Here is a 24,412-nt window from a genome sequence, read left to right as displayed (position 1 = left end):
AATTTCTGGTGTGCCAGCAGATGTCCGCCGGCCGGGAAGGCGCGCCAATGTGCGAATGGGGGGTGAAAGTCAAGCTGAACCGCGGTTTTGCGGAGAGGTAAAATAATACCTTTAGTAATTCTGCCCGAGTTTCCGTTCAGCGATCGCCGGTCATTGACCAGGTTTCCTCGCTCAGCCGGCTGGTGCCGTCGATCTCGGTCAGGATGCGGCGATCAAGCTGCCGCAGCCCGCCGGCGGAAGCGGGCCGGGCCTGCATCGTTACGGTGACGCGGCCCTGATTGCCGCCGGGCAAGAGAATGTTACGCACGTCGATCACGGGTTCCGCCGGGGGACGGAAAAGGTCGACCGGCCAGTTGCCGCCGGATGCCTGACTTTGCGTCGCGATCGTCTGGATCATCTGCTTGGCGACCGTCTTGTCGGTCGAGCTCATGGGGATTTTTTCGACCGCCTCGTTGGCCACGATACGCGCCTTGTCGGTGGCGACGGCATCCGTCGGGGCGCGCTGGGCCACGATCAGGCCTTGCGAATCGAGCGTTAGCGGAAACAGGCCAACGTCCTTGCGCGCCTTTTCCAGCGCCGCCAGTTCGGCAAGTTCTGCCGGGGCTTCGACTTCGCTGGAGATCAGAGTTCCGTCGACCCGCCAGCCCTTGCCTTCGGGCACGAAGCGGATCTCGTAACTGCGCCGGGTGACGATCTGTTTGCTGCGGCCCATCGTCCGGCGCAGCTCACGCGTGAGGACAATGGGGCCGGCAGGGGCGGAAAATGCCGCTGCGCCTGATGCCTGTGCCACCGTTTCGGCGCTTGCCGAGGGGGCAAGGGCAAAGGCGCATCCGGCCAGAAGGGCAGCGCGCAGGCCGTTTCCCGGGCTCCTCATGCCGCCAGCGCCCCCATCCCTTGCGCTTCGGGCAGTGCAAGATCGGTCTTGAACAGAACCCCCACGGTCTCGGCCTCTTCCCTGTTGCCCTCCCCGACAAAGCGCGACTGCATCACAATCATATTGGCGCAGGCTCCCAGACCTTCGTCAAGCACAGTGTTTATACCTGCATCTGCCGATTCGGTATCACGAAATGGGCGCCAGGCCAAAGCGGGGCCAGGCCAAAGCGGGGCCTTTTGCGCTCATGTTTTGCGTCCAAGGGCATGGGCACCCCAGGCCGTGGCGATGACCACTAGCGCGCCCACCAACTGGTGCAGGACCGCGAGCCACAGCGCGACCCCGCTCATGACCGTGACGATTCCCAGGACGATCTGGACGCCGAACGCCGTGTGGATCGCGATTGATGCGGGCCGGCACTGCTGGCGCACGCGGCGGGAAAGGACGATCAGGATCGCGACAACTCCCCAGGCCCACCAGCGGTGCAGGAAGTGCAGCAGGAAGGGATCGTGGAGCAGCGCATGGATTGGTCCCTGCGACCAGTCGACGCCGACCGGGAAAAACCGCCCCATCATCAGCGGCCAGTCATTGGCGACATGGCCCGCGCGCAGTCCCGCCACCAAGGCGCCGAGGAACAACTGCAGGAACAGTGCGGCCAGCGCGAAAAGTCCGAAGCGGGTGAAGCGCGCGGGCGCCTTCCCCCGTGCCAGCGCCTGCATGTCGAGCGCGGTCCAGGTGGCATAGGTCAGGGTAAACAGGGCCAGCAGCAAGTGCGTTGCGAGCCGGAAATGGTTGACCTTGACGTCGGCATCGCCGGTCAGGCCCGACTTGACCATCCACCAGCCAACCGCGCCCTGCAGCAGACCCAGTCCGAGCAGGCCGAGCAGGCGCGGCTTGAAGCCAGCGGGAATCGCGCCGCGCGCCCAGAACCAGCCGAGCGGCAAGACGAAGGCCAGCCCCAGTCCGGTACGGACGAGGAAGCGATGGAACCACTCCCAGAAATAGATGAACTTGTAATCGTCCATCGTCATGCCGGCGGGGCCGTTGACCTGGATATATTGCGGGATCTGCTTGTAGGCGTCGAACTCGGCCTGCCACTGCGCATCATTCAGTGGCGGAATGACGCCGGTAACCGGTTTCCATTCGGTGATCGACAGGCCCGATTCGGTCAGGCGGGTAATCCCGCCAACTGCCACCACGGTGACGATGATCGCCACCACAAGCCAAAGCCAGCGTGCCAGCAATGCCGGCTTGCCGCTGCGAATACTGCCAGACATCGTGTCTGCAACCCCTGTCATATCGCTCGCTCCCTGCGCTGGGACACGGCGATGCGCAAGTGAAGAAAGCACGGTTCGTCGCAATGTTTGACGCTGCAGCCTTGCGCAATGTTACAAGGTATCATATCTGAGCGGGACATGGCCAAGGCTCAGTTCTCGATTCGTGACCGGCTCGACCGCACGGGGATATTCATCTCCGGGCTTTGCGCCGTGCATTGTCTGGTCAGCCTGGTGCTGGTCAGCGCGCTGGGGCTGGGCGGGCAATTGCTGCTGGCTCCGGCGATTCACCGGGTTGGGCTAGGGCTGGCGATCGCCGTCGGCGCGGTGACCCTCGGCATCGGCGTTTTCCGTCATGGCCAGATCTGGCCCTTGCTGGTCGGCAGTGTCGGCCTTGTGCTGATGACCGGCGGTTTACTGGTGCCGCATGGTCCCGCTGAGGCGATCCTGACCATCGCCGGCGTCGGCATGGTCGCATCAGCGCACATCATGAACTTGCGCCTCGCGCGTTGAACGCTAAGGCGCTGGTCATGAGCCAGCAAATCGCCCTCACCGTCAATGGCGAGCCGCGCCGCACCTCGGCAGGTATCACGCTCGCCGGCTTAGTCGCGGAGATCGGCCTCAACCCGGCCAAGGTCGCGGTTGAGCGCAACGGTGAAATCGTCCCGCGCGGCACGCACGATAAGGTCGTGCTGACCGATGGCGATATGCTGGAAATCGTACATTTCGTTGGTGGAGGCTGAACCCTTGTCGCAAGATACCTGGACCGTTGCCGGTCGCACTTTCACCTCGCGGCTGATCGTCGGCACAGGCAAGTACAAGGACTTCGCGCAGAACGCGGCGGCCGTCGAAGCCAGCGGAGCGGAGATCGTCACGGTTGCCGTGCGCCGGGTCAACATCAGCGATCCCACAGCGCCGATGCTCACCGATTTCATTGATCCCAAGAAGATCACTTACCTGCCGAACACCGCCGGCTGCTTCACCGCCGAAGACGCGATCCGCACGCTGCGGCTGGCGCGCGAGGCCGGCGGCTGGGATCTCGTCAAGCTTGAGGTGCTGGGCGAGGCGCGCACGCTTTACCCCGACATGCGCGAGACGCTGAAGGCCTGCGAAGTGCTGGCGGGCGAAGGTTTCCTGCCGATGGTCTACTGCGTCGATGATCCGATTGCCGCCAAGCAGCTGGAAGAAGCCGGCGCGGTGGCGATCATGCCGCTGGGCGCGCCGATCGGCTCGGGGCTAGGCATCCAGAACCGCGTCACCGTGCGGCTGATCGTTGAAGGCGCGAATGTGCCGGTGCTGGTCGATGCCGGCGTCGGCACAGCAAGCGACGCGGCGGTAGCGATGGAGCTGGGCTGCGACGGCGTGCTGATGAACACCGCGATTGCCGAGGCAAAGGACCCGATCCGCATGGCCCGCGCAATGAAGCTCGCGGTCGAAGCCGGGCGGCACGCCTATCTTTCCGGCCGCATGGCGACCCGCAAATACGCGGATCCTTCTAGCCCGCTGGCAGGGCTGATCTAAGCTTCATGGTTAATCGGATGGTAACCAAAGTCTGGTGAACTGCCTGTGTGGGAAAATCCCATGCAACAGGATACCGGACATGGCCAATCTTGCCTCCGCCTCGCTGACCATTGCCGAACTGCGCGAATTCGCCAGTTTCAGCCCCTGCGAGCAGCGCTACATCAAGCGCAGCCTCGACATCGGGCTGGGCCGGCGGGACGCTTTCAAGCTGTGGGCGCGCGATGCCGATGAAAGCGCGGCGATCCGCCGGCAGTATGTCGCTTACCAGGATCTCAAGGGCCTGCGCGATGTCCTCCCCGATGAGGCGGAATTCGACGGCGTGGAGGCGTTCATGGGCCGGCTGATGCTGGTCACCGCCTTTGACCTCAGCCAGGGCCGCATCGCCTGCTTTTCCTCTTACCGCTTCCTGTATGAGCGGCTGCTCGGCCCAGATGTCCGTCCGTGGCTGCCGAGCGCCTTCTGTGGCGCGGCGGCGCTTCCCCAGATTCACCCCTCGCGCCGCAAGGTGCTGCTCCAGTCGATCAGCGAAGCCGCCGCAACCGCGCCTGGCTGGTCCGCTCGCACACCCAGTTTCTATCCGGAATGGGTGGACAAGGAAGCGGCGTAACTCACGCCTTCTTCACGGGGCGCGCTGCTCCCGAATAGCCGCCCTCGCCCTTGTCCAGCGTGCCGAACATCCAGTCGTAAAGCAGGGTGATCGTCGCGAAGTTGCCGCCGGTGAACTTGGCGTGGTGGTAATGGTGCATGTCCGAGGCGTACTTGGCATAGCCCCAGAGGAACCGCCCCTCGCCCCACAGGTTGTGGTTGTGCAGGTTGATCTGCGAAAAGGCGACGAAGGTCACCGTCACGGTTACCACGTCGAACCGGCCCATGATCGCCGCCAGCGCCGCGATTGTCGCGACGTAGAGCCCCAGCCCGATCGCCACTTCCAGCGGGTGGATATAGCTTGAATCCATGCGGCAGGGATTATGTTGGCGGTGGTGGATCGCGTGCATCCACTTGAGCGGCCCGCCGAGGAAGTCGCTGTCGTGGAACAGGAAGCGGTGCGTCAGGTAATAGAAGAAGTCATAGACCATCAGGATCACGAAGCAGTCGAGCAGCAGGGCACCGATGCTCGGCAAGCCGGGCTTCAGGCAGAACGGCAGGATCGCGGTGAAGATGATCAGCTGGAAGAAGAGCGCCCACTTGCGGTTCCAGTTCTGGTTCTCGACATAGCTAGGCTTCTCGCGCCGTTTCGCCAGCGTTTCGCGGTTGATCCGTGCCTCGGCACCCACCGCCGGAATGCGCGTGATCAGCCAGCCTCCGGCGAGCGACAGCGCGATGATTCCCGCAAAAGCGTAAAGTGAAAGTAATCCCTGCCACTGGCTGGCAAGCTGCGTAAGCAGTTCGGTGTCCATGTCTTCTCCCCGAGAACTTTGTTCTCAATGCAGGATTACCACGCCTCACCCGGTCCTTCAAGGCAGGGGGCTGAAGGTAGCCTTGCCTGCAAAAGACCTTAGCCCTTGTAGAGCCCGTCCAGCCGCTCGCCGTAGCGCTCTTTCAGCTTGTGGCGGCGAATCTTGAGGCTGGGGGTCATTTCCTCGTTATCGATGGCAAAGGGTTCGTCGGCGAAAGCGAACTGGCGGACCTTTTCGATCACCGAAACCTGCGCGTTCACCCGGTCAATCGCGGCGCGCACGGCAGAGCGGAAGGCGGGCAGGTGTTCGAGCGCCTTCATGTCGAACTTCTCGCCCTCACGCCGCGACCATTCCAGCGCCCATTCGGCATCGGGCACGACCAGCCCGACGAGGTAGGGGCGCTTGTCACCTACGACCATGGCCTGCGCGATCTCCGGCTGGAGCGTGAGCATCCCCTCGATCCGCTGCGGCGAGACATTGTCGCCCTTGTCGTTGACGATCATGTCCTTCTTGCGGTCGGTAATGACGATACGGCCCTTGTCGTCGATGTGGCCGATGTCGCCGGTGTGCAGCCAATGGCCACCCTCACCATCGGGCTCGAGCGCCTTGGCCGTCTCTTCCTTGTTGTGCCAATAGCCGTCCATTACCAGCTCACCGCGCACCAGAATCTCGCCGTCCTCGGCGATGCGCACTTCTACGTTCCGCATTGGCGGGCCGACGGCGTCCATGCTGACGCCAACCTTGGGCCGGTTGCACGAAATCACCGGGCCGCTCTCGGTCTGGCCATAGCCCTGCAACATGGTCAGCCCCATGGCCTCGAAGAACACGCCGACATCGGGATTGAGCGGCGCACCGCCCGAAACCATGGCCTTCATCCGTCCGCCCATCTTGGCGCGGATCTTGGGGCGCAGTGTCTTTTCCAGGATCAGGTCCATCGGCTTGTCGCGCAGGCGAATCTTGCCCTTGGCCTTCAGAGTGCCGATGCTCAGCGCACGTTCCATCAGGAAATTGGCGAGCCGGCCCTGCTTTTCGACCTGCTTCATGATGCGCGTGCGCAACACTTCGAACAGGCGCGGCACGACGACCATCACTGTGGGTCGCACTTCCTCAATGTTGGAGGCGAGCTTTTCGAGGCCCTCGGAATAGGTGATCGTTGCGCCCATGCCGATGGGCAGGAACTGGCCGCCGGTGTGTTCATAGCTGTGCGACAACGGCAGGAAGGAGAGGAACACCTCTTCGCCCCAGCCGAAATCCTCGACCAGGATGCGCGCCGCTCCGTCGACGTTCATCAGGATCATGCCGTGATGCTGACGTACCCCGCGCGGCGCGCCGCCGGTGCCTGAAGTGTAGATGATGCAGGCAAGGTCCTTGCGGCCGATCTTCGCGATCCGCTTGTCCACCGCCGCGCGAGCCGCCTGTGCATCGCCATCAAGCAGCGCGGCCCAGACATGGGGCTGGGCGGACATCTGCGGCAGCTTGAAGCTTTCGAAGGTGATGAGGTGGCGCACCTTGTCGGTCCCCATCACCGCGGGCAGCAGGGGCTTGGCCAGCTTGCCATCGGACACGATCACCGCCGAGGCGCCGGAATTTTCCAGCACGTGGCGGTGGTCGCGCTCGGTATTGGTCGTATAGGCCGGCACGGTGACCAGCCCTGCCGCCATTATGGCAAGGTCAGCCATGCACCATTCGGGTCGGTTTTCGGAGACCAGCAGCACGCGCTCGCCGTCCTTCAGACCCATCTTGCGCAGCGCCTCGGCCATCAGGCACACGCGCTGCGCCGCCTCGGTATAGGAGATCGACTGCCAGCGCCCGTCGACCCGTGCGGTCAGGAACGCGCGGTCGCCCAGTTCGTCGGCGCGCTGGAGGAACAGCGACACCAGATTGGGGGCTGCATCGAAGTCGGTAATCTGCACGTGGCCATGCCTCTCGTTTTGCCGTCTGCGCGGTTGTCCGGGAGACTAGTAGGGCCTTTCCCTAGCGGCAAGGCCCACAAGTGTTCATTCCGCAGCGGCCACCCCATCGCTGCGCGGATCGGCCCCGCCGCGCAAGGTGCCGCCCACCACTTCGATGGCATTGGCCTTGCCGCCCGGGCGCGTGCGAACGTCGGCATGGCCCAGCGCTTTCAGCGCCGGGATCATGCCTTCCAGCCGCGTCCCCGATTCGACAAAGACCGCCGGGCCTTCGGGGGCGAAAATCAGCGGCTGGGCGATCGCGTCCTGTGCGCTCATGCCCCAGTCGAGCACGGCGATGATCGATTTGGCGACCTGCGCCGGGATGGTAGTGCCGCCCGCGGCACCGATGGCGAGCCGCAGCTTGCCGTCCGGGCCATAGACCAACGTTGGCGCCATCGACGAACGCGGACGCTTGCCGCCTTCGACGCGGTTGGCAGCGGGCTTGCCGTCGCGCTCAGGCACCATGTCGAAATCGGTGAGTTCGTTGTTAAGGTAATAGCCGCCCGCCATCAGCCCTGATCCGAAGGCGCTCTCGACGGTCGAGGTATAGGTCACGGCATGGCCGCGCCGGTCGACCGCGACGAAGTGCGAGGTGCCGTGTTCGGGACCGGAAGCACCCTCGGCACGCGCCAGCTTTTCCGAACCCGGAGGCGAACCGGCGGTCACTAGGCCGAGCGAGCGCGTGGGATCGATCAGCGCTGAACGGCTGGCGAGATACTGCGCGTCGATCAGCCCGGCGACTGGGACTTTCACGAAGTCCGCGTCGCCAAGGTACTTGGCGCGGTCCGCATAAGCGAGCCGCATCGATTCGGCGATCAGGTGCCATGCGGTCGGCGAATCGGGGCCGAGCGCCTTGAGGTCGAAGCGTTCGAGCTGCTTGAGCACGGCGAAGACGGTCGTCTCGCCAGAGCTTGGCGGGGCCATGCCGCAGACGCGGTATTCGCGGTACTGACCGCAGAGCGGGCTGCGATCTTTGGCCTTGTAACTCGCGACATCCTTCAGCGTCATCGGCGAGGGATTGCGCGCAGCGGTGGTCACGGCGCCGACAATCGCCTTGGCATTGGCCCCGGTGTAAAAACCGCGTGCGCCTTTTCGGGCGAGCATTTCCATGGTCTTGGCCAGGTCAGGATTGGTCACCCGCGTGCCGGCGGGCAGCGGCTTGCCATCCGCGCCATAGAACATGGCCATGCCTGCCGGCGTGAAGGCGGCGGACCCCTTGGCGAAATCGAGGAACTGGCGGGTGCGCGGGGTGATCGTCCAGCCTTCGCGCGCAAGGCGGATCGCCGGTCTGAACAGAGCCGACCACTTCAGCTTGCCGTGGCGGCGGTGCGCCTTTGCGGCGAGCGCGATGTTGCCCGGAACGCCAACGCTGGTGCCGCCGGGAACCGCCTCACGGAAGGACAGAACCTTGCCGTCCTTGTAGAACCATTTCGGGTGCGCGGCAGCGGGGGCAGTTTCGCGGCCGTCAATCGTCTCGACCCGGCCCCTGGCGTCTGCGGTGACGTAGAACCCGCCGCCGCCAATGCCCGAGCTTTGCGGTTCGACCACGGTAAGCGCCAACATCGTCGCGATGGCCGCATCGGTAGCGCTGCCGCCCCTGCGCAGCATTTCCAGCCCCGCCTCGGTCGCGCGCGGATCGGCGGAAGAGACCATGCCCTTTTCATGGACCTGGCCGGAGGGGGGCTTGGCAATGGTGGCAGGGGCGAAGACGGGGGCGAGCGCGAGGGCGCTGGCGAACAGGAATATACGGCGGTACATGGACCGCAGCCTATTCGCTCCCGACCGCCTCGGCAATGGAGGTGAAGCCATCGCGTTTCATGCACGCCTCCAAACCTGCCGTAATGACCCGCGCGATCCCCGGCCCTTCATAGACCATCGCGCTGTAGAGCTGGACAAGACTCGCCCCGGCGCGGATGCGAGCCCACGCCTGCTCGGCCGTGGCTATGCCGCCGACGCCGATCAGCGGTAGTCGGCCCTCGCTCGCCTTGCGGAAATCGCGCAGCCGCTTGAGCGCGAGGTCGTGCAGCGGCGCGCCCGACAGGCCGCCCGCTTCGCCGGCGTGGCGCGAGTGGAGAGTTGGCCGGGTGATCGTGGTGTTCGAGACGATGATCCCGTCGATGCCGTGCTTCATGACAGCCGCGACGATTCGCGCCGGGGCATCGTCATCGAGATCGGGGGCAACCTTGAGGAAGATTGGCGGCCAGCCCGATTCGCGCGCGGCGGCAACGGCGGAGAGCAGGTCTTGCAGCTCCTTGTCGCCCTGCAAGTCGCGCAGGCCCGGCGTATTGGGCGAAGATATGTTGATCGTCAGGTAGTCGGCCACCGTGGCCATGGTGGTCAGCCCGGTGACATAGTCTGCCACTCGGTCCGCCGCGTCCTTGTTCGCGCCGACATTGGCCCCGACGATCCCTTGCCGCTTGCGCGCCGAGAGCCGCAGGTGCGCCGCCTGCAGCCCGCCGTTGTTAAAGCCCATGCGGTTGATCACCGCGCGGTCTTCCTCCAGCCGGAACAGGCGCGGACGCGGATTTCCGGGCTGTGGGCGCGGGGTGACCGTACCGATCTCGACCAATCCGAAGCCGAGGCCGAGCACTGCGTCGGGCACTTCGGCATCCTTGTCATAACCGGGCGCCATGCCGAGCGGATTGGGGAAGCGGATGCCGGCTACGGTCGTCGCCAGCGGGCCATCGGCAGGCGGCGGGGCGACCGGGCCAAGCTGGAGCGCGAGAATCGAGAGGCGATGCGCGCGTTCCGCATCGAGTCGGAAGATCAGCGGTCGAAGCAAGGGGTAGAGCATGGCGCGGCCTATGGCAGAGCGGGAAAGGCGTGTCGAATGGGCAACACACGCCCCTAAAGCAACATTGACACCGGTTCCTGACGCCATTTGTCATTTTTAGGAGGGAGGGGGTGTCGGATTCTTACAATTCTTTCGCCGGCCTATGGGTCTACCCGGCTTCTGCGACCCGAAGGGCTCGTGGCTTTTTTGCAGCGAGTTCTCAACTTATATGGCGGACCTGGGATCTGATCCCAGGTCCGCCCTTTTTTTGGGCTCCGGCGCTACAGCGATTGAAAAGCGCCAGACACGCGCCTAGGTGAAACCGGAACGAATCAGTCCGATTTGTCTGGAGCTCGCTCAATGCGCCTTTCGAGCATGGCCGATTATGCCGTCGTCACGATGAGCGCCGCCGCGCGCCATTGCGGCCACGCGCGCGTTTCGGCGGCGCAGCTGGCGGCGGAAACCGGCCTGCCAGCGCCCACCGTGCAGAAGCTGGTGTCGAAGCTTTCGGCGGCCGGCCTGATCAAGTCGGTGCGCGGCGCGGGCGGCGGCTTCAAGCTGGCGCGGCCCGCGGCGGCGATCACCCTGGCCGACATTGTCGAAGCCGTCGAAGGCCCGATCGCGATCACCGCCTGCATCGACGGGCACGATTGCAACCTCGAAAGCGGCTGCGCGGTCCGTCCGCACTGGCCGATCGTCAACGAAGCGCTGCGCGGCGCACTTGCCGGGGTGCCGCTTACCCGGCTCGCCCAGTTGCAGCCGCCCCCATTGCAGATGCAGGACCAGGTCCTGGGAGTTCCGGCATGAACGAGGAAGTCGCCATCAAGGATCAGGCCGCGCGCGATGCCGCCGCCAAGGTTGCCGATTACGAACACGGCTGGTCGGCCGAGATCGAAACCGATTTCGCCCCCAAGGGCCTCGACGAATCGACCGTCCGCTTCATCAGCGCCAAGAAGAACGAGCCCGAATGGATGCTCGACTGGCGACTCAAGGCCTTTCGCCAATGGCAGACCATGCCGATGCCGGACTGGGCGAAGCTCAAGATCCCGCCGATCGATTATCAGGACGCCTATTACTACGCGGCGCCCAAGCCGAAGAAGACGCTCGCCAGCCTGGACGAGGTCGATCCCGACATTCTCGAGGTTTACAAGAAACTCGGCATTCCGCTGGAAGAACAGAAAGTGCTCGCCGGCGTTGAAGGCGCGCGCAAGGTTGCGGTCGATGCCGTGTTCGATAGCGTCAGCGTCGCCACCACCTTCCGCGAAGAGCTGAAGCGGGCGGGCGTCATCTTCCTGTCGATCAGCGAGGCGATCCGCGAATATCCGGATCTGGTGAAGCGCTGGCTGGGCAAGGTCGTTCCAGTGCGCGACAACTTCTTCGCCGCGCTCAACTGCGCGGTCTTTTCCGATGGCACCTTCGTATACATTCCCGAAGGCGTGCGCTGCCCGATGGAGCTCTCCACCTATTTCCGCATCAACGCGGAAAACACCGGGCAGTTCGAACGCACGCTGATCGTGGCGGACAAGGGCAGCTACGTCTCCTACCTCGAAGGCTGCACCGCGCCGATGCGCGATGAAAACCAGCTCCACGCCGCCGTGGTCGAACTTGTCGCGCTCGACGATGCCGAGATCAAGTATTCGACTGTGCAGAACTGGTACCCCGGCGATGCGCAGGGCAAGGGCGGCATCTACAACTTCGTCACCAAGCGCGCGCTCTGTCAGGGTGCGCGCAGCAAGGTGAGCTGGACCCAGGTTGAAACCGGCTCGGCGGTCACGTGGAAGTATCCAAGCTGTGTGCTCAATGGCGAGGATTCGGTCGGCGAATTCTACTCGGTCGCGGTGACCAACAATTACCAGCAGGCCGATACCGGCACCAAGATGATCCACAACGGCAAGGGCAGCCGCTCGACGATCATCTCGAAGGGCATTTCGGCGGGCAAGAGCAACAACACCTACCGCGGCCTTGTCCGCGTCGCCCCGCAGGCGGAAGGCGTGCGCAACTTCACCCAGTGCGATTCGCTGCTGCTCGGCAAGGACTGCGGTGCACACACCGTGCCCTATATCGAGGTGAAGAACGCCTCGGCCCAGATCGAGCACGAGGCGACCACCTCCAAGATCAGCGACGACCAGCTGTTCTACGCGATGCAGCGCGGCCTCGGCACTGAAGAGGCCGTGGCGCTGATCGTCAATGGTTTCGCCAAGGAAGTGCTGCAGCAGCTGCCGATGGAATTCGCGGTTGAGGCGCAGAAGCTGCTGGGAATTTCGCTTGAAGGGAGCGTGGGGTGATCAAGCAAGCTCCAACCCTTCGTCATCCTGAACTCGTTTCAGGATCCATCGAGCCCCACAATCGGAGCATTGTCACAAAGCGCAACGGCAACGTCTTGATGACTGATAGAGCTAAGGCGTGCGGTGAGAAATGGACCCTGAAACGAGTTCAGGGTGACGGCTCAATATCGGCCCCCACAGGACCTAATTCATGACCAAAAAAACCCTCACCGTTCGCCCGCTCGACGAGCGTACCGAAGCCCCCGCAATCGAGAAGCGCGGGCGCGGCTGGACGATTTCGGACAAGCGGCTCGACGCGATCCATGACCAGGCGCGGCGCAACCGAATGGAGCCTACCCAGGCCCAGAAGCTGCTCGGCGAAAAGCTGGTGGAGGCCAATCTCGGCAAGTTCAAGATGACCCGCCAGCAGGTGATCGGCTCGGCCATTGTCGACTTCGCCTGCAACCCGCTGCGGATCGTGGTGTCGATTGACGAGGGCGGCGATCCGGCGGTCACTGCGCGGCGCGACAAGAGCCTTGAGGCGGTTGGCGTGAAGCTGCTGCGCTTCACCGCGACCCGCGTGCTTGAGGAACCTGATGCCGTGGTCGCCGAAATCGTTGCCGCCATGAAGGCCAGCTACGACGAACGCGGCCGCGCGCGCAAACAGCACTTCCAGACACGCGGCGCGCCGCCACGCCGGGAATATTGAACCATGCTCACGATTGACAACCTGCAGGCCACTGTCGCTGACAAGCCCATCCTCAAGGGCCTTTCGCTCCAGATCAACGCGGGCGAGGTCCATGCCATCATGGGCCCGAACGGCGCGGGCAAATCGACGCTGGGCTATACGCTTGGCGGGCGGCCCGGGTATGAAGTGACCGGCGGCACCGCCACCTTCAACGGCGAGGACCTGTTCGGTCTCGAACCGCACGAACGCGCCGCTGCCGGGCTGTTCCTCGGCTTCCAGTATCCGGTCGAGATCCCCGGCGTGTCCTTCGTCCAGTTCCTGCGCGAAAGCCTCAACGCCCAGCGCAAATCGCGCGGCGATGCTCCGTTGTCGGGCGGCGAATTTCTAAAGCTCGCCCGGACACAGGCCGCGCTGCTCAAGATGGACATGGAGATGCTCAAGCGGCCGGTCAACGTCGGCTTCTCGGGCGGAGAAAAGAAGCGCGCCGAGATGGTGCAGATGGGCATTCTTGATCCAAAGCTGGCGATCCTCGACGAAACCGATTCCGGGCTCGACATCGATGCCCTGCGGATCGTCGGCGACGGTATCAACGGCATCATGCGCCGGCCCGACAAGGCGGTCTTGCTGATCACCCATTACCAGCGCCTGCTCGACTACGTGAAGCCGGACTTCGTCCACGTTCTGGCCGGCGGCCGCATCGTCCGCACCGGCGGGCCGGAACTGGCTCTTGAGCTTGAAGAGCATGGCTATGAGGCCGTGGCAGCGTGAACCAGATCGCCGCCCTCCCCACTCACCGCGACGAGGATTACCGCTATGCGGACCTCGATGCGCTCGCGCCGCTGTGGCCGGTGGCGCGCGAGAAGATTCGTGTTGCGCCGGGTGAAAGCGGAACCCTGTCCATCGTCCTCAGCGGCTATGAGGCGAGCGCGCGTCATCTCGTGATCGACATTGCCGATGGCGCTTCCTTTGATCTGCGTGTGCTGAACACTGGCACCGGCTTTGCCCGCGTGGCGGTCGATGCCCGGCTGAGTGCGAAGAGCGAATTCACGCTCGGCGCGGCGCAGCTTGGCGGCGAAAGCGCCAACCTCGAACTGGTCACCGAAGTCGCGCACCTCGCGCCCGATGCGGTCAGCCGCCAGATCGTGCGCTCCGTGCTAGGCGGTGAAGCCGTGGGCACCTATCTCGGCAAGGTCGCCGTGGCGCGCGGGGCGGACGGCACCGATGCCAGCCAGTCGGTCCGAGCCATGCTGCTGACCCGGACAGCCACGGCCAATGCCCGCCCGGAACTTGAGATCTACGCTGATGATGTGAAGTGCGCGCACGGCTGCGCGGTGGGCGAACTTGATGGGCAGGCGCTGTTCTACATGGCCCAGCGCGGGCTGCCGCCGGAAACGGCGAAGCGGCTGATGCTGCAGGCCTTCGTGGCCGAGGCCTTCGTTGGCGCGGCGGACGAGGAAGCGCTGGATGCGGCATCGCAGGCCGCATTGGAGGCGCTGCTGTGACCACGCTCGCATCGCCGCTGGCCGCGCTCAGGGCCGATTTTCCCGGTCTTGCCGGCACTTGGCATTATCTCGATACCGCCGCCACCGCGCAGAAGCCGCAGGCGGTGATCGACGCTGCATCGAACGCGATGGGCCGCGACTATGCGACCGTGCATCGCGGCGTTTACGCGCGCTCGGCGAACATGACGGTGGCCTTCGAGGCAGCGCGGCGCAAGGTTGCGCGCTTCATCGGCGCGGCGGAGGGCGAGATTGTCTTCACCCGCGGCGCGACCGAGGCGATCAACCTCGTCGCCCAGACCTGGGGGCTGGCGAATCTCAAAGCCGGCGACCGGATACTGCTCTCCACGTTGGAGCACCATTCGAACATCGTGCCGTGGCAATTGCTGCGCGCCCGCACCGGGGTGGAAATCGACGTCTGCCCGCTGACGCCGGATGGCCGCATCGATCTCGACATTGCGGCAAGGATGCTGACCCGCGAGCACAAGCTGGTGGCGCTGGCCCATGTCTCGAACGTGCTGGGATCGACGCTCGATGTGAAGCGCGCTGCCGACCTGGCACACGGTGTTGGCGCAAAGATCCTGATCGACGGCTGCCAGGCCGTGCCGCGTCTTGCCGTCGATGTCGCGGCGCTGGACTGTGATTTCTACGTGTTCTCGGCGCACAAGCTTTACGGCCCCACCGGCATCGGCGCGCTCTGGGCGCGGGCCGAGATTCTTGATGCCATGCCGCCGTGGCAGGGCGGCGGCGCGATGATCGACCGGGTGACTTTTGCCGAAACCACCTTCGCCCCGCCACCCGCGCGGTTCGAGGCAGGGACGCCGGCAATTGTCGAGGCGATCGCGCTGGGTGCGGCGGTGGACTATGTCTCGGCCATCGGGCTCGACACGATCCACGCGCACGAAACCGCGCTGGTCGCCCAGTGCCGCGATGCGTTGAGGGCCATGAATTCGGTGACGCTGTTCGGGCCGGAAGACAGCGCCGGAATCGTCTCTTTCGCGCTGGAGGGGGTGCATCCGCACGACCTCGGCACCATATTGGACGAGGAAGGCGTGGCCATCCGTGCCGGGCACCACTGCGCCCAGCCGCTGATGGACCACCTTGGCGTACCGGCCACAGCCCGCGCCAGTTTCGGCATTTACAACGATGAAGACGATGTGGCGGCGTTGGTCCGCGGCATCGAACGGACGAAAAGGATTTTCTCGTGAACGAGGAAGCGAAATTCACCATCGAGGAAGTCGACAGCGTCACCCCGCCGCCCAAGGCGCGCGTGGAAGATGCCGAGGCGCCTGCAGAGAAACTGGTGCGCAAGCGCGACTATCTTGAGGGCTTCCTCGCGGAAAAGCCTGAGGGCGTGGACCCTGCTGCTCCAGGCGGCGATCTCTATGAAGCGGTTGTCGGCGCGCTGAAGGAAATCTTCGATCCGGAAATTCCGGTGAACATCTATGACCTCGGCCTGATCTATGGCGTCGATGTCGATGCGGACAGCGGCGTGGTCGTGACCATGACGCTGACGACGCCGCACTGCCCGGTCGCCGAATCGATGCCGGGCGAGGTTGAACTGCGCGTCAGCTCGGTGCCGGGCGTGCGCGATGCCGAAGTGAACCTCGTCTGGGATCCGCCATGGGATCCCGCCAAGATGAGCGATGAAGCGCGGCTGGAGCTGGGAATGCTATGACCGATACCGCAACCAAGACCCGCGCACGGCCCGCCGCCGTGCTGCTCACCCCCGCTTCCGAAGCGCGGATCGCTCATCTGATGAGCGAAGCGCCCAAAGACGCGATTGGGGTCAAGCTGTCCACCCCGCGCCGGGGCTGCTCGGGCCTCGCCTATTCGGTCGACTACGTGACCGAGGCGGCGCCGTTCGACGAAAAGATTGAGACACCCGGCGGGCTGTTCTTCATCGATGGCGCTTCGGTGCTCTACCTCGTCGGATCGACGATGGACTGGGTCGAGGACGACTTTCAGGCCGGCTTCGTGTTCAACAATCCGAACGCCAAAGGCAGCTGCGGCTGCGGCGAAAGCTTCACTGTCTAGAACGCGAAACGGCCCGCCTCCCCGAAAGGAGACGGGCTATCGCGTGTTCCGGAGCTACTCGGCTTAAAGCCCGGATTTCTCTTCCGCGAGAAACGCCAAGAGCGCCTCGTCGTATTCGTCGACCTGGTTGTTTCCATCGATCTGGCCCTGCAACCAGGTATTCTCTTCCGTCGTGACCGCAGCAGCGGCGGCAATTTCGGGTGCCTTGTCCAGACCCTTGCGGCCGAACAGCGTGCGGAACGTGTGGCCGATCCCCGATTCCACGTCCGCCTTCGCCATGCGTCCGGCGAAGCGCAGCAGGCTCGGCGTATTGGCATCCATGAACCGATCAAGCTCGGCCGCGCGCGGGGCGTCGAGCGGGGTGTAGCTGGTATAGCCTGACATGTAGCTGCCGACGCCCTGTACGAAGAGCTGCTTCCACTCGGGCGCGTTCCGGCCGCCCAGCGTGGCATCCTTCAGCCGGAACAGCATCTCGGCCTCGCTGCGGCTGGCGGCTGCAGGGCGATCTCCTGCCTGAGCGAAAACCGCCCGGCGCAGGATCTGGGCCTCGACGGCGTTGACGTTGCCGCGCTCAAGGTGACCGCCGCGGGTCGGGCCTTCGCCGGTCAGCACGGCGCGCTCGACCTGCGCGATGACATAGTCCTTCAGGCTCTGCGGCACATTGAGCGCCTTTTCGATGATCTTCACCAGCAGTTCCAGCTCGGTCATCGATTGCAGCGCACCGTTGTGATCGACCCGGGTCACCAGCCAGTCGGCCTGGTCTTGCGAGACATAGCCCTTGGGCTTGACGCCGTTGACGACGAATTCACCCAGCGCCTCGACAAAGAACTCGGCCCATTCGACGGACGGGTCCTCAAGCTGGTCGTTGACAGCGAAAATCGCCTCGGCTTCCTCGGGAGAAATCGCTCCGTCACCCCAGCCCGCGCGGCGCAGGGTCAGGATTTCTTCGGCCGAAATCGCGCCGTCGGCAGCAGCCTGCTCGGCAAGCGCGCGGAATTGCATGGTCATTGCGGCAAGGGCCCCTTGTTGAATACGGGGCAATGCCTAGCGAAATTGGGCTAACGTTTCCTTAGCGCCGCAACGCAGCTCGCCCGGTCAACGTCTTTGCCGTCGCTGGAGCGGCGCGCCTCGACATAGGTCGCGGTAGGCTCGCGGCCCACGGTTTCGGGATAGAGAAACACGTCGAGCACGCAGGCATTGCCGGAAAACTGCAGCTTGCGGGCATCGCCTTCGATCACGTCGAGCCGCGCCGCGCCAAACTGGCGCTGCAAATCGCCCGCATTTCCGCCAATCACGCCTTCCAGCCCCGGTCCGGCCATCACCCGGGGGCGAATCGCCGGTCGCGCCGGCCCCGGGCGCGTTACCGTCGGCGGTATTGGCAGCGAAGCCGTGCTCACGCTCTTGACTGAATTGCCCGCGCCGCCGCAGCCGGCAAGCAGCAAGGCAGGCGCCAAGGCGGGCGCGATCTTGGAAAATGCTCTCACAAGTGAGCGCATCCCCGATCTGCCCCATGTCTGTCAACGCCGCCGGCCTTGCCCCCGGCACGGGTGGGCGCTAGTCGGCGCCGATCAATTCATTACGAAGCCGCAGTGCTTCAATAGGAAGGCCCTTCATGTCCCAGCCCACCCGCGACGTCGTCGCTATCGGCAATGCCATCGTCGATGTCATGGCCCCTTGCGATGAAGCGTTGATCGACCAGCTCGGCATGACGCGCGGCGGCATGACGCTGATTGATACCGATCAGGCGCACGCCCTTTACGGCGCCATGGGCCCGGCGCGCGAGATTTCGGGCGGTTCGGCGGCCAATACGCTGGCCGGCCTCGCCGCGCTCGGTGCCAGCTGCGCCTTCATCGGTCAGGTGGCCGACGACCAGCTCGGCGAAGTCTTTGCGCACGATATCCGCGCCGGCGGCATCGCCTTTGAAACTGCCGCCCGCGCGGGTGATCCGCCGACGGCGCGCTGCCTGATCTTCGTCACGCCCGATGGCCAGCGCACGATGAACACCTTCCTTGGCGCCTCGCAGTTCCTGCCGGCGGACGCGCTGGATGAAGCGGCGATTGCTGATGCCAAGGTGCTCTACCTCGAAGGATACCTCTGGGATCCGGAAGAACCGCGCGCCGCCATGCGCCGCGCCATCGCCGCTGCCCGCGGGGCTGGCCGCAAGGTCGCCTTCACCCTGTCCGACGCTTTCGTCATCGCCCGCCATGGCAACGATTTCCGCGCGCTTATCGATGCGGGTGAAATCGACATCCTGTTCGCCAACCACGTCGAACTGGCCGCGCTGACCGGCAGCGACGATTTTGACGCCGGCGTTGCCCAGCTGCGCGCCAAGGTGCCGACGCTGGTCGTCACCTGCGGACCCGAAGGCGCCATCGCCGCAGAGGGTTACGAACTGGCCCGCGTTTCCGCCGAACCGGTCGAACGCGTTGTCGATACCACCGGCGCGGGCGACTTGTTCGCCGCCGGCTTCCTGTTCGGCCACGTGCGCGGGCGCTCGCTGCAAGACTGCCTGCGGCTGGGATCGATCTGCGCGGCGGAAATCATTTCGCACTACGGCGCGCGGCCCGAAGCGAACTTGAAGGCGCTCGTCGCCGAGAAGATGGCCTGATCACAATAAAGGGGGAGCGGCAACCCCACTGGGTTGCCGCTCCCTGTCGGATCGGACGGGACTGAAGCGCCCGATCAGCGCGCCGCAAGCGTGCGGGGGGTAACTGTGGCTGCCGCGATGGCAGCCTGACGGCTTGCGGAAACTTCGGCCTGCTTGGCAGCGAGGCAGCGCTTCTGCGCGACGCTGAGTGTCAGGTTGCGCTCGCTCTTGTCGAACCCGCAAGCCAGCCGCACGGCATGGGCAATCCGCGCATCGAGCGCTTCGATGCCGGCCGGGGTAGAGAGCGCGAGGTCGCTGTGATTGATGGCGATGGCGCCCGTGGAGGTCTGCGCCGCTCCCGGTGCCGAAACGGCGGCCAGTGAAAGGGCGAACGAGAAGATAAGCTTTTTCATCGGAGGGTTCCTGCTTGCTGTCGATGACATGAAACTGACGCATTTGCTGCTGTCGTTCCAACAAAAGCATAGACACGAAACATAAGTCCTCTTTATGATAGAACCATGACCGCAATTCCACCGTTAGCTGCCATTCGTGTGTTCGAGGCTGCGGCAAGACACGAAAACTACACCCGCGCGGCAGAAGAACTGGGCATGACCCAGGCCGGGGTTTCCTATCAGATCAAACTGCTCGAAGACCGGCTCGGCGAACCACTGTTCATGCGCAAGGGACGCGGTCGGGTGCTCACCGCAGCGGGAAAACGCATCGCCCCCCGCATCGCCGCTGCCTTTGCCGAGATTGAATCGGCCTTCGCCACGTTGCGGGCGGAGGACGATGCCGTCCTGCGCGTCTCTGCCCCGCATACGCTGGCGACCAACTGGCTGGCGGGGAAGCTCGGCGCGTTTCAGCTCGCGCGGCCCGGCCTTGCCGTGCAGCTCGACGTCTCGGACCGCTTCGTCGACCTTGAAAGCGGCGAGTTCGACCTGGCCATTCGCGGCGCGGTCAGTCCGGGCGCGGGGCTCGTCTCGCAGTTCCTCATGCGGCAGGCTTTCCTGCCGATGGCCAGCCCGGAATTCCTCGAACGTCACCCGGTGGAAAAACCGGACGATCTCGCTCACGTGCCGCGCCTGTCACCCGGCGACATCTGGTGGGACATGTGGTTCGCCAAGGTCGAACATGGCGGCCAGATCGGCATGCCGGCCAATGCCATTCGCTTCGATTCGCAAGTGCTCGACGGACAGGCGGCGCTCGCCGGACACGGCGTGGCGGTGCTCAATCCGGTGATGTTCGAAGGCGCGGTGGCGGCGGGCCGATTGAAACCCTTGTTCCCCTGCGCCGCAACTGAGGCGCGTGCCTTCTGGCTGGTCTATCCCGAACACAAGCGCCGCAGCCCCAAGGTCCGCGCCTTCCGAGAATGGCTGCTCAGCGAAGTCCGCGCCAGCGCCGGGGCAGATCCGTGGCAATTGCTGGTGCCGCCGGAAGACGGGGCGCGGTCGGGGGCCTGTTAGCCCTCCTCTCGCGCAACCTCACGAAAACCGATGTCGCGGCGGCAGAAGCCTGACGGGAACTGGATCGCGTCGACCGCAGCATAGGCGAGCGCCTGCGCCGCCTTGGCGCTTTCGGCCATGGCAGTGACGTTCAGCACGCGCCCGCCGTTTGCCACCAGTTTGCCATCGGCAATCGCCGTGCCGGCGTGGAACACGCGGCCCTTGTTGGGGTTGCCGAGCATGATCTCGCCGCCCTTTTCTGGCGTGGCGGGATAGCCGTTCGCCGCCATGACCACGGTTAGAGCGGTTTGCGGGCGCAGGCGAACTGGGGCGGCGGTGGCAAGGCCGCCGGGCTGCGCGGCCTTCGACAGCAGGTCAACCAGATCGCCTTCAAAGCGCATCATCAGAACCTGGCATTCGGGATCGCCGAAGCGGCAGTTGTATTCGATCAGCTTGGGACCTTCATCGGTCAGCATCAGCCCGGCGAACAGTACGCCCTGATAGGGCATGCCGTCCCGCGCCATGGCGGCCACGGTCGGGCGCACGATGCGCTCCATGACCTCGGCCTCGATTTCGGGGGTGAAGACGCCGGTCGGGGAATAGGCGCCCATGCCGCCGGTGTTGGGGCCGGTGTCACCGTCGCCGACGCGCTTGTGATCCTGCGCCGATCCGAAGGGGATCACGTTGCTACCGTCGCTGATCGCGAAAAAGCTGGCTTCCTCGCCGCGCATGAATTCCTCGATCACCACTTCAGCCCCGGCATCTCCGAAGCCGCCGGAGAACATGAATTCGATGGCCTCATTAGCCTCTTCAGCAGTCTCGGCGATGATCACGCCCTTGCCGGCGGCGAGGCCATCGGCCTTGATCACAACGGGCAGGCCGAAGCGGGCGAGGTCGGCCAGCGCGGCGGCCTTGCTGGTATGGCGGGCATAGGCGGCGGTAGGGATATTCTCAGCCGCGCAGAGGTCCTTGACGAAGCCCTTCGAGCCTTCGAGCTGGGCGGCAGCCTTGCTGGGTCCAAACACGGCCACACCGGCGGCGCGCAGGCTATCCGCCAGACCATCGACCAGCGGCGCTTCGGGACCGACGACGACGAGGCCGATCGCCTTGTCGGCGCAGAACTGCACGACGGCGGCATGATCGGCGCTATCGAGCTGGACCAGCTTCGCGTGTTCGAACATCCCCGGATTTCCGGGGGCGGCGTAAAGCGTTTCGCACAAAGGCGATTGCGCCAGTCGCCACGCCAGCGCATGTTCGCGGCCACCACTTCCGATCAGCAGGATATTCATGTCGCCGCCCTCGTCTTTCGATACAGATTCCATGGATTCCGGCGGGCTGGTAGCGAAGGAAGGCCGGTCCAGCAACGCCGAGCCTTTGTCGGTCACCGAGATTTCCTCGGCGCTGAAGCGCACGGTAGAGGAACGCTTCGCCTATGTGCGAGTGCGCGGCGAGCTTTCGGGCGTGAAACTGGCGGCGTCGGGGCACCTTTATCTGGCGCTCAAGGACGAAGGCGCGCGGCTGGACGGGGTGATGTGGCGCGGCACCGTGCAGCGGCTCGCCTTCCGGCCCGAGGACGGGATCGAGGTGATCGCCACCGGCAAGCTGACCACCTATCCCGGGCGCTCGAACTACCAGATCGTTATCGAACGCATGGAAATCGCCGGCGAAGGCGCGCTGCTCGCTCTGCTGGCGAAGAACAAGGCGCGGTTCGAGGCCGAGGGCCTGTTCTCGCCGGAGCGGAAGCGGCGGATCCCGTTCCTGCCCGGCGTCATCGGCGTCGTCACTTCGCCCACCGGCGCGGTGATCCGGGATATCCTCCACCGCCTTGCCGACCGGATGCCAAGCCGGGTGATCGTCTGGCCGGTGCTGGTCCAGGGACAGGGCGCGGCGGAGCAGGTTGCGGCGGCGGTGCGGGGATTTGGGGCACTGGGTCCGGACTCCTCCGTGCAGCGTCCCGACGTGATCATCGTTGCGCGCGGCGGCGGGTCGATCGAGGACCTGTGGTGCTTCAATGAGGAAGTCGTGGTTCGCGCGATTGCCGAATCGCCGATCCCGGTGATCTCGGCTGTCGGGCATGAAACCGACACCACGCTCGCCGATTTTGCTGCCGACTTGCGCGCGCCAACTCCGACGGCAGCGGCGGAACTGGCCGTTCCGGTGCGGGCAGACCTTGCCAATAGCATTGCAGAACTGGCGCTACGCGCTCGCAAGGCCGTTGCAAGGCCGTTGCAGTTGGGCCGGGAACGGCTGGAAGCGCGCGCCCAGCGCCTGCCGCAACCTCAGGCATTGCTGGCCCTCCCCGCGCAGCAGCTTGACGAGGCCGGAGAGAAACTGCGCCGCGGGCTGGGTGACAGGATTGTCCTCGCCCGACACAAACTCGCTGAATCGGCAGGGAAATTATCCGCCCCGCTGCTCCTGTCCCGCCGCGACCGCGCCGCCGAACGCCTCGCCGCGCTGCGCTTGTCCCCGGCTCTGGTTGAACGTGGGATAGCAGCAGCTCGGGACAGGCTCTCCGGGACCGTCCGGGTCATGGCCTCGCTCAATCCCGACAACGTGCTAAAGCGCGGATATGCGCGGGTTACAGGCGCTTCGGGTCACACGCTCACCACTGCCGAGGCAGCGCGCGGAGAGGCGGCGCTGGGCCTCCATTTCGCCGACGGAATTGTCTCCGTCACACCGGTTTCAGATGGCGCTCCCCCGCCGCGACCGGCGGTCAAACCCGTGCAGGCGAAAGCCAGTCCCGATCAGCCGAAATTGCTTTGACCGGCCGAAGGCGCTAACGCGAACCCATGCTGATGTCCTCCTCCGAACGCCTCGCCGTGCTGCGCTACGAACCCAACGGTTTCCGCGTCATCGCGCCCGGAACCCACGTGAAGTGCGCGGTTTCCGGCGAATCGATTCAGCTTGAGGTGCTCCGCTACTGGAGCGCCGAGCACCAGGAAGCCTATGCCAACTGCGCCCTTGCCACGATGCGGCTCGCGGAAAACGGCTGACATGGCGCGGGCGACGGGGCTCGGCTCGCTGGCCGGCCTGACCATGCTCGCAATGGGGAGCTGCAACCTCAACATGGCCCCTGCAGTTGCGCAGGTTTCCGCCGTTCCCGTGGCAAAGCCGGCCCTGGCTCGCCAGACCAACGACTTTTCGCTGTTTGGTCAGCAAGTCCAGGGCGGCTGGCTGCGCGGTTTTGCCCCCACCGGAACTCTCTCGCTGGCCCTGTCGGGAAGGCCGGTCGAGATCGAACCTGACGGCAGTTTTTTCGTCGCTTTCGATCGCGATTCCGGGCCTTCGAGCGAGCTTGTCGCCCGCCGGGGGGACTTGCCGACCGTCCGCAAAGTGCTCGTAATCGCGCCGCGTGGCTGGCAGATTGAACACGTCAACGCACCCTATCGGCCCAGCGGCATGGCCGATGCCGAATTCGCCCGCCGACGCGCCGCAGAGCTCGCCCAGATCGGCGCTGCCCGTGCGCAATCGACCGATGCGGCAGGGTGGCGGCAACCTTTCGCCTGGCCCCTGCGCGGCGCCATCCGCGGGCGCTTTGGAGCGCAGCGCGTCTATCAGGGCAAACCGGGATCGTACCACGGCGGTCTCGATATTGCCGGGGCAGAAGGCACGCCGTTCATGGCCCCCGCCGATGGCGTGGTGGTGCTGGCCGCAGCCACGCCCTTCACGCTTGAGGGGAACCTGCTGATCCTCGACCACGGCTCCGGCCTGTCGAGCGCGTTCCTCCACGCCTCGCGGCTCGGCGTGCGACCGGGGGGCCATGTGCGGCAAGGGCAGGTCATTGGCTGGGTCGGACGGACCGGACGCGCCACCGGGCCGCACCTCCACTGGGCGATCAAGTGGCGCGAGGCGAAACTGGACCCTTTGCTTTTTGTGTCACCGCAACCCTGAGGTGCAAGCGTGCATCGCAAGGGCCATAACAAGTTTCGGAAACGAACTGAAACATTTGGCGCATAGCCTGAATATAAATGTTGCAACGAGGCGGCCCGGGGCAAGAAAGTTACAATTGCCGCCGTTTACACCGCCTTGGCCCCCGCCGTTCACGTGGCAGCCATGTTGTAGAATGGCCACAGGTCGGTGGAATCTGCTTTCGCCCGCAACCAAAAT

At 64.9% G+C, this 24,412-nt stretch carries 26 protein-coding genes and 1 pseudogene; 16 read left to right on the top strand and 11 right to left on the bottom strand.

The annotated features are described in order from the left end of the window. Positions 1 to 136: 136 nt before the first annotated feature. The 3 genes from WG900_RS09925 to WG900_RS09915 are packed head-to-tail and all read right to left on the bottom strand — an operon-like array spanning position 137 to position 2,169. Positions 137 to 874 (bottom strand): hypothetical protein, encoded by a 738-nt coding sequence (locus WG900_RS09925; RefSeq protein ID WP_339966756.1) that lies wholly within the window; start codon positions 872 to 874, stop codon positions 137 to 139. Then, positions 871 to 1,083, bottom strand: coding sequence for a divalent cation tolerance protein CutA (gene cutA, locus WG900_RS09920; protein ID WP_339966755.1), 213 nt, complete (start codon positions 1,081 to 1,083; stop codon positions 871 to 873). The genes WG900_RS09925 and cutA overlap by 4 nt, the downstream gene beginning before the upstream one ends. Before the next feature lie 33 nt (positions 1,084 to 1,116). After that, positions 1,117 to 2,169, bottom strand: coding sequence for a COX15/CtaA family protein (locus tag WG900_RS09915; RefSeq protein WP_339966754.1), 1,053 nt, complete (start codon positions 2,167 to 2,169; stop codon positions 1,117 to 1,119). 117 nt (positions 2,170 to 2,286) lie between these two features. On the opposite strand from WG900_RS09915, the gene WG900_RS09910 reads away from it, so the two are divergent. From WG900_RS09910 to WG900_RS09900, 3 genes and pseudogenes are all read left to right on the top strand, one after another. Beyond that, positions 2,287 to 2,658, top strand: coding sequence for a MerC domain-containing protein (locus WG900_RS09910; RefSeq protein WP_339966753.1), 372 nt, complete (start codon positions 2,287 to 2,289; stop codon positions 2,656 to 2,658). 17 nt (positions 2,659 to 2,675) lie between these two features. Continuing rightward, positions 2,676 to 3,666 (top strand): annotated as a pseudogene (gene thiS, locus WG900_RS09905) (sulfur carrier protein ThiS). A gap of 79 nt (positions 3,667 to 3,745) precedes the next feature. Beyond that, complete coding sequence (locus tag WG900_RS09900; protein ID WP_339966751.1) at positions 3,746 to 4,273, top strand: hypothetical protein; 528 nt, start codon at positions 3,746 to 3,748, stop codon at positions 4,271 to 4,273. A 1-nt stretch (position 4,274) separates the two neighbouring features. Here WG900_RS09900 and WG900_RS09895 read toward each other — a convergent pair whose 3' ends face one another. The 4 genes from WG900_RS09895 to WG900_RS09880 all read right to left on the bottom strand — a co-directional run bounded on the left by WG900_RS09895 (position 4,275) and on the right by WG900_RS09880 (position 9,809). Further along, positions 4,275 to 5,063: a sterol desaturase family protein gene (locus tag WG900_RS09895; RefSeq protein ID WP_339966750.1), complete on the bottom strand. Its 789-nt coding sequence runs from the start codon at positions 5,061 to 5,063 to the stop codon at positions 4,275 to 4,277. A gap of 98 nt (positions 5,064 to 5,161) precedes the next feature. Further along, complete coding sequence (locus WG900_RS09890) at positions 5,162 to 6,976, bottom strand: AMP-dependent synthetase/ligase (protein WP_339966748.1); 1,815 nt, start codon at positions 6,974 to 6,976, stop codon at positions 5,162 to 5,164. Positions 6,977 to 7,060: 84 nt separating this feature from the next. After that, positions 7,061 to 8,773: a gamma-glutamyltransferase gene (gene ggt / locus WG900_RS09885; protein WP_339966746.1), complete on the bottom strand. Its 1,713-nt coding sequence runs from the start codon at positions 8,771 to 8,773 to the stop codon at positions 7,061 to 7,063. 10 nt (positions 8,774 to 8,783) lie between these two features. After that, on the bottom strand, positions 8,784 to 9,809 hold the full coding sequence (locus WG900_RS09880) for a quinone-dependent dihydroorotate dehydrogenase (protein WP_339966745.1): 1,026 nt from the start codon (positions 9,807 to 9,809) through the stop codon (positions 8,784 to 8,786). Positions 9,810 to 10,148: 339 nt separating this feature from the next. Between WG900_RS09880 and WG900_RS09875 the strand changes: the two genes are divergently transcribed. The 8 genes from WG900_RS09875 (at position 10,149) to WG900_RS09840 (ending at position 16,276) form a co-directional block, all read left to right on the top strand. Beyond that, positions 10,149 to 10,595 carry an SUF system Fe-S cluster assembly regulator gene (locus WG900_RS09875; protein WP_339966744.1) on the top strand — a complete coding sequence of 149 codons (447 nt, stop codon included), beginning with the start codon at positions 10,149 to 10,151 and terminating at the stop codon, positions 10,593 to 10,595. Beyond that, positions 10,592 to 12,073 carry a Fe-S cluster assembly protein SufB gene (gene sufB, locus WG900_RS09870; RefSeq protein ID WP_339966743.1) on the top strand — a complete coding sequence of 494 codons (1,482 nt, stop codon included), beginning with the start codon at positions 10,592 to 10,594 and terminating at the stop codon, positions 12,071 to 12,073. The genes WG900_RS09875 and sufB overlap by 4 nt, the downstream gene beginning before the upstream one ends. A gap of 190 nt (positions 12,074 to 12,263) precedes the next feature. Continuing rightward, entirely contained in the window at positions 12,264 to 12,761 is a 498-nt protein-coding gene (locus WG900_RS09865; RefSeq protein WP_339966742.1) for an endonuclease domain-containing protein, read from the top strand. A gap of 3 nt (positions 12,762 to 12,764) precedes the next feature. Next, entirely contained in the window at positions 12,765 to 13,508 is a 744-nt protein-coding gene (sufC, locus tag WG900_RS09860; RefSeq protein ID WP_339966741.1) for a Fe-S cluster assembly ATPase SufC, read from the top strand. Next, positions 13,505 to 14,242 (top strand): SufB/SufD family protein, encoded by a 738-nt coding sequence (locus tag WG900_RS09855; protein WP_339966739.1) that lies wholly within the window; start codon positions 13,505 to 13,507, stop codon positions 14,240 to 14,242. The genes sufC and WG900_RS09855 overlap by 4 nt, the downstream gene beginning before the upstream one ends. After that, positions 14,239 to 15,447, top strand: coding sequence for a cysteine desulfurase (locus WG900_RS09850; protein ID WP_339966737.1), 1,209 nt, complete (start codon positions 14,239 to 14,241; stop codon positions 15,445 to 15,447). Before WG900_RS09855 ends, WG900_RS09850 begins: the two co-directional genes overlap by 4 nt. Next, entirely contained in the window at positions 15,444 to 15,917 is a 474-nt protein-coding gene (locus WG900_RS09845) for an SUF system Fe-S cluster assembly protein (protein ID WP_339966736.1), read from the top strand. Before WG900_RS09850 ends, WG900_RS09845 begins: the two co-directional genes overlap by 4 nt. After that, positions 15,914 to 16,276: a HesB/IscA family protein gene (locus WG900_RS09840; RefSeq protein WP_339966732.1), complete on the top strand. Its 363-nt coding sequence runs from the start codon at positions 15,914 to 15,916 to the stop codon at positions 16,274 to 16,276. The genes WG900_RS09845 and WG900_RS09840 overlap by 4 nt, the downstream gene beginning before the upstream one ends. 63 nt (positions 16,277 to 16,339) lie before the next feature. On the opposite strand, the gene WG900_RS09835 is transcribed toward WG900_RS09840, so the two are convergent. Continuing rightward, the gene (locus WG900_RS09835) at positions 16,340 to 17,284 is read right to left on the bottom strand and encodes a tellurite resistance TerB family protein (protein ID WP_339966731.1); all 945 of its coding nucleotides are present in this window, start codon (positions 17,282 to 17,284) and stop codon (positions 16,340 to 16,342) included. 50 nt (positions 17,285 to 17,334) lie between these two features. Further along, positions 17,335 to 17,772 (bottom strand): hypothetical protein, encoded by a 438-nt coding sequence (locus tag WG900_RS09830; protein ID WP_339966730.1) that lies wholly within the window; start codon positions 17,770 to 17,772, stop codon positions 17,335 to 17,337. A gap of 116 nt (positions 17,773 to 17,888) precedes the next feature. Between WG900_RS09830 and WG900_RS09825 the strand changes: the two genes are divergently transcribed. Beyond that, on the top strand, positions 17,889 to 18,884 hold the full coding sequence (locus WG900_RS09825) for an adenosine kinase (RefSeq protein ID WP_339966729.1): 996 nt from the start codon (positions 17,889 to 17,891) through the stop codon (positions 18,882 to 18,884). A 74-nt stretch (positions 18,885 to 18,958) separates the two neighbouring features. Here WG900_RS09825 and WG900_RS09820 read toward each other — a convergent pair whose 3' ends face one another. Continuing rightward, the gene (locus tag WG900_RS09820; protein WP_339966727.1) at positions 18,959 to 19,276 is read right to left on the bottom strand and encodes a UrcA family protein; all 318 of its coding nucleotides are present in this window, start codon (positions 19,274 to 19,276) and stop codon (positions 18,959 to 18,961) included. A 105-nt stretch (positions 19,277 to 19,381) separates the two neighbouring features. On the opposite strand from WG900_RS09820, the gene WG900_RS09815 reads away from it, so the two are divergent. Further along, complete coding sequence (locus tag WG900_RS09815) at positions 19,382 to 20,326, top strand: LysR substrate-binding domain-containing protein (protein WP_339966726.1); 945 nt, start codon at positions 19,382 to 19,384, stop codon at positions 20,324 to 20,326. Here WG900_RS09815 and purD read toward each other — a convergent pair. Further along, positions 20,323 to 21,594, bottom strand: coding sequence for a phosphoribosylamine--glycine ligase (gene purD, locus WG900_RS09810; protein WP_339966979.1), 1,272 nt, complete (start codon positions 21,592 to 21,594; stop codon positions 20,323 to 20,325). The genes WG900_RS09815 and purD overlap by 4 nt on opposite strands. Positions 21,595 to 21,625: 31 nt before the next feature. Between purD and xseA the strand changes: the two genes are divergently transcribed. Genes xseA through WG900_RS09795 form a run of 3 tightly spaced genes read left to right on the top strand, consistent with a single transcriptional unit; the run spans position 21,626 to position 24,196 of the window. Further along, the gene (gene xseA / locus WG900_RS09805) at positions 21,626 to 23,068 is read left to right on the top strand and encodes an exodeoxyribonuclease VII large subunit (protein WP_339966724.1); all 1,443 of its coding nucleotides are present in this window, start codon (positions 21,626 to 21,628) and stop codon (positions 23,066 to 23,068) included. Between the two features lie 26 nt (positions 23,069 to 23,094). Beyond that, positions 23,095 to 23,298 (top strand): DUF2093 domain-containing protein, encoded by a 204-nt coding sequence (locus tag WG900_RS09800; protein WP_339966722.1) that lies wholly within the window; start codon positions 23,095 to 23,097, stop codon positions 23,296 to 23,298. A 1-nt stretch (position 23,299) separates the two neighbouring features. Continuing rightward, positions 23,300 to 24,196: a M23 family metallopeptidase gene (locus WG900_RS09795; protein ID WP_339966721.1), complete on the top strand. Its 897-nt coding sequence runs from the start codon at positions 23,300 to 23,302 to the stop codon at positions 24,194 to 24,196. The last annotated feature ends 216 nt before the right edge of the window (positions 24,197 to 24,412 follow it).

Origin of the sequence: Novosphingobium aquae (assembly GCF_037572715.1) — a bacterium.
GTDB lineage: Bacteria > Pseudomonadota > Alphaproteobacteria > Sphingomonadales > Sphingomonadaceae > Novosphingobium > Novosphingobium aquae.
This window is presented reverse-complemented; position numbering and strand designations above follow the sequence as displayed.

Bases quoted from the DNA above. Each gene is read 5' to 3' on its own strand.
- WG900_RS09925 (WP_339966756.1), bottom strand. From the start codon at position 874: ATGAGGAGCCCGGGAAACGGCCTGCGCGCTGCCCTTCTGGCCGGATGC.
- WG900_RS09915 (WP_339966754.1), bottom strand. From the start codon at position 2,169: ATGACAGGGGTTGCAGACACGATGTCTGGCAGTATTCGCAGCGGCAAG.
- WG900_RS09910 (WP_339966753.1), top strand. From the start codon at position 2,287: ATGGCCAAGGCTCAGTTCTCGATTCGTGACCGGCTCGACCGCACGGGG.
- WG900_RS09900 (WP_339966751.1), top strand. From the start codon at position 3,746: ATGGCCAATCTTGCCTCCGCCTCGCTGACCATTGCCGAACTGCGCGAA.
- WG900_RS09895 (WP_339966750.1), bottom strand. From the start codon at position 5,063: ATGGACACCGAACTGCTTACGCAGCTTGCCAGCCAGTGGCAGGGATTA.
- ggt (WP_339966746.1), bottom strand. From the start codon at position 8,773: ATGTACCGCCGTATATTCCTGTTCGCCAGCGCCCTCGCGCTCGCCCCC.
- WG900_RS09880 (WP_339966745.1), bottom strand. From the start codon at position 9,809: ATGCTCTACCCCTTGCTTCGACCGCTGATCTTCCGACTCGATGCGGAA.
- WG900_RS09875 (WP_339966744.1), top strand. From the start codon at position 10,149: ATGCGCCTTTCGAGCATGGCCGATTATGCCGTCGTCACGATGAGCGCC.
- sufB (WP_339966743.1), top strand. From the start codon at position 10,592: ATGAACGAGGAAGTCGCCATCAAGGATCAGGCCGCGCGCGATGCCGCC.
- WG900_RS09865 (WP_339966742.1), top strand. From the start codon at position 12,264: ATGACCAAAAAAACCCTCACCGTTCGCCCGCTCGACGAGCGTACCGAA.
- sufC (WP_339966741.1), top strand. From the start codon at position 12,765: ATGCTCACGATTGACAACCTGCAGGCCACTGTCGCTGACAAGCCCATC.
- WG900_RS09840 (WP_339966732.1), top strand. From the start codon at position 15,914: ATGACCGATACCGCAACCAAGACCCGCGCACGGCCCGCCGCCGTGCTG.
- WG900_RS09835 (WP_339966731.1), bottom strand. From the start codon at position 17,284: ATGACCATGCAATTCCGCGCGCTTGCCGAGCAGGCTGCTGCCGACGGC.
- WG900_RS09830 (WP_339966730.1), bottom strand. From the start codon at position 17,772: ATGCGCTCACTTGTGAGAGCATTTTCCAAGATCGCGCCCGCCTTGGCG.
- WG900_RS09825 (WP_339966729.1), top strand. From the start codon at position 17,889: ATGTCCCAGCCCACCCGCGACGTCGTCGCTATCGGCAATGCCATCGTC.
- WG900_RS09820 (WP_339966727.1), bottom strand. From the start codon at position 19,276: ATGAAAAAGCTTATCTTCTCGTTCGCCCTTTCACTGGCCGCCGTTTCG.
- WG900_RS09815 (WP_339966726.1), top strand. From the start codon at position 19,382: ATGACCGCAATTCCACCGTTAGCTGCCATTCGTGTGTTCGAGGCTGCG.
- purD (WP_339966979.1), bottom strand. From the start codon at position 21,594: ATGAATATCCTGCTGATCGGAAGTGGTGGCCGCGAACATGCGCTGGCG.
- xseA (WP_339966724.1), top strand. From the start codon at position 21,626: ATGGATTCCGGCGGGCTGGTAGCGAAGGAAGGCCGGTCCAGCAACGCC.
- WG900_RS09800 (WP_339966722.1), top strand. From the start codon at position 23,095: ATGCTGATGTCCTCCTCCGAACGCCTCGCCGTGCTGCGCTACGAACCC.
- WG900_RS09795 (WP_339966721.1), top strand. From the start codon at position 23,300: ATGGCGCGGGCGACGGGGCTCGGCTCGCTGGCCGGCCTGACCATGCTC.